Source organism: Streptococcus sp. GMD4S, from assembly GCF_000296955.1.
Map to the genome: position 1 here is coordinate 1 of NZ_AJRE01000475.1, position 2,708 is coordinate 2,708.

The window sequence follows — 2,708 nt, forward strand, 5'->3', positions numbered from 1 at the left end:
CCTGAAGTCGTCAAACCAATTCAAGGTCTTAAAATCAATCATCTCGGTAGTCGCAATCCTCGCCTCCACTCAAATGAAATCCTGATTGCACTTGCAATCACAGCTATGGAAAATCCTGATGCTGCGCGTGCCATGGAAGAACTTGGGAATCTCAAAGGAAGCGAAGCTCATTCAACCATCATCTTGACCGATGAAGACAAGAACGTCCTTCGCAAGCTAGGCATCAACGTAACCTTTGACCCATACTACCAATACGATCGCTTGTATCGGAAGTAATTAAACGAGGCTGGACAAAACTCAATTTGAGAGAAAAATCCAGTAAATCTTTACATAATAAAAAAATCAAACGCATAATATCAAGTCTTTTGGACACTTGGTATTATGCGTTTTTATGATTTTCCATTCTCATTTATTTCAATGAAATTGTCAACTCGACAGAGGCTCCTCCTTGGTCTGGATTGAGCAGGGTCAGACGACCACCATGCAAGAGAGCTACCTGCTTAGAAAAGGCTAAGCCGATACCATGATGGGGATTAGTTGAATTGCGGCTTTGGTCACTCTGGTAAAAGAGCATTTCTGCTCCCAGCAGCATCTCCTCAGAAAATGCAGGGCCATTGTTCCAGATAGCAAAAACCAACTGGTCCTGCTGCACTGATACCGTTAGCTTGACTTCCTTTTGGTCCTGATTAGCATGTTCAAGCGCATTCAGTAAGATATTGAGCAAAGCCCGCTTGAGATAGTCCAAATGAATGGACAATCTCAAGCTAAGATCACAATCTTCTTGGAGATAAAAATGATAGCTTTCCTGTTTGCTGAACAGTGCCCAATCATCCTGTAGATAAGCCAAAAAATCCCCTAAGGAAAGCTGACTGAACTGATTAGAATCAATCTGAAAAGTCTTAGCGTAATCAATCAAAGAGCCACAATACTCTTCCATCTTGTGACTGGCCTGCAAAATCTCAGAAGCATAGTCTGCCTGTGGCTGGCCTAACTGCGCCAATTCCAAGAGTTCAGCATTCCCCTTAATTACAGTTAGGGGCGTCTTCAAATCGTGCGATGTCGCTGATAGCTGTAAAATCAACTCCTGATTATGCTGCTGCTCTCTTTCTAGAAGATGAGCATTTTCTTGGTGGCTGCTCCGTAAATCGCTATAAACTTCTAGCATTTCCTCAATCCGAAAAAGCTGACTTTGATTTTCTTCTAAAAGCTTCTCGCTCTTTAGCATTTTTATTTCCCTGTCGATTTTTCGGAGCAATTTCAAAATATGATAAAAAGTAATCAGCAGCAAGCTCCCTGCCCAGAAGAACAAGGTGAAAAGAACGTAATCACTTCCTTGCGTAAATTCATAGCCTATAAGCACAAAAATCAAAACATGAAAAAAGACGATTTTCAAGCTAGTTGTCCAGACTAGGCTTTTGAAATTTCGGGTTCTAATTGCCATCTATAGCCTACTCCTCTCACTGTTGCGATTGCTTGCAGACCTTCTTGTTTGCATTTTTGGCGAATCTGATATACGTATTCTGAGATAGAGCGAAGCTGTGTTTCTGAGCTTTCTGGGTAAAGCAAGGTATGCAGGCGTTCAGCTGAAAAGGTCTGCTTGGGATTGCTAGCTAGTAAATGCAGCAATTTAAACTCTCGCTCTGAGAATTTCAATACTTTACCAAAACAGATAATTTCATAGCGCTCTGGATAAAATTGACAAGAAGCAATCTCAGAATAGCGCTCCTCACGTCTTTCCTCCCGCCGAAGATGCGCCCTGACACGCGCCAGCAATTCGTTGGTCCCAAAAGGCTTGACAACATAGTCATCTGCTCCGCGAAAGAGCCCTTCCACCTTGTCCGCCTCCAACTCCTTAGCCGTCAAAAAGATGATGGGACACGAAAGATGAGGACGAATGTAGGAGCACAACTCAAAACCATTAACAGGCTCCATCATCACATCCAGCAGAATCAAGTCATATCCGACAAAATGCGTCAGCTCTAGCTCTTCTATTCGATCAAGCGTCGTCACATCATAAGCATCGAGCTCTAGGACATTTTTCACCAGCTTCAAAATGCTCCGGTCGTCATCAACCACCAAAATACGATACTGTCTCATGATTTCCATTATAGCATACCTCTAGCGAACATCTCGTTTCAAGGTCAAGAATATAGCAGAGCTCCAAATCAAAGCTAGCCAGAACAGCTGTATTCCCAACCCTGATAGATCTATCGAATTCTGAAGCCCTTCATACTCAAAAAGATTTAGCGTAGCCAGATCGGGCAGGTACTTTGCTTCTTTGATAAAAGTTGCCAATAAACGGCTAAGACCAATCAAGAGAGGAAATAGCACCGACACCGGCACAACCCAAGATTGAAAGAGCAAAGCGAGGCCAGCAGCTAAAAGAGCCAGAAAAAGATTGCTGAGAAGACCAAAAGAGCTGTAATAGAGGAATTTCCCCAGTAAGGGCCAGCTAAAGTCTAGGTCAAATCGAGCCAGCATAACAAAGAAACAGCTGCCTATCATGACACTGTAGAGAACCAAGAGCAGAACGGCCAGAAAAAGGAATTTCCCAGCCAACCAAGCCTTTCTATTTGATACGGTTAGAAAATTCGTTCGCATCCCAGACTTGACAAACTCCTGGGCAAAATAGAGGGAAGTAAAGATGACGATGACAGGCTGCGCCAGATAGAGAGCATGCAAAGCTTCACTCAGAGCCTTTGTCTGGC

4 protein-coding genes are annotated in these 2,708 nt (G+C 43.3%); 1 reads left to right on the top strand and 3 read right to left on the bottom strand.

The features are described 5' to 3' along the window. A partial coding sequence (locus tag GMD4S_RS11770) for a DUF1846 family C-terminal domain-containing protein (RefSeq protein WP_000296802.1) occupies positions 1–276 on the top strand: 276 nt, incomplete at its 5' end. A gap of 133 nt (positions 277–409) precedes the next feature. On the opposite strand, the gene GMD4S_RS11775 is transcribed toward GMD4S_RS11770, so the two are convergent. The 3 genes from GMD4S_RS11775 to GMD4S_RS11785 all read right to left on the bottom strand — a co-directional run. Beyond that, entirely contained in the window at positions 410–1,441 is a 1,032-nt protein-coding gene (locus tag GMD4S_RS11775) for a sensor histidine kinase (RefSeq protein WP_001007877.1), read from the bottom strand. Continuing rightward, on the bottom strand, positions 1,408–2,106 hold the full coding sequence (locus tag GMD4S_RS11780) for a response regulator transcription factor (RefSeq protein ID WP_000404923.1): 699 nt from the start codon (positions 2,104–2,106) through the stop codon (positions 1,408–1,410). Before GMD4S_RS11780 ends, GMD4S_RS11775 begins: the two co-directional genes overlap by 34 nt. A gap of 12 nt (positions 2,107–2,118) precedes the next feature. Next, on the bottom strand, positions 2,119–2,708 hold a 590-nt coding region (locus GMD4S_RS11785; RefSeq protein WP_000303897.1), incomplete at its 5' end, for a hypothetical protein.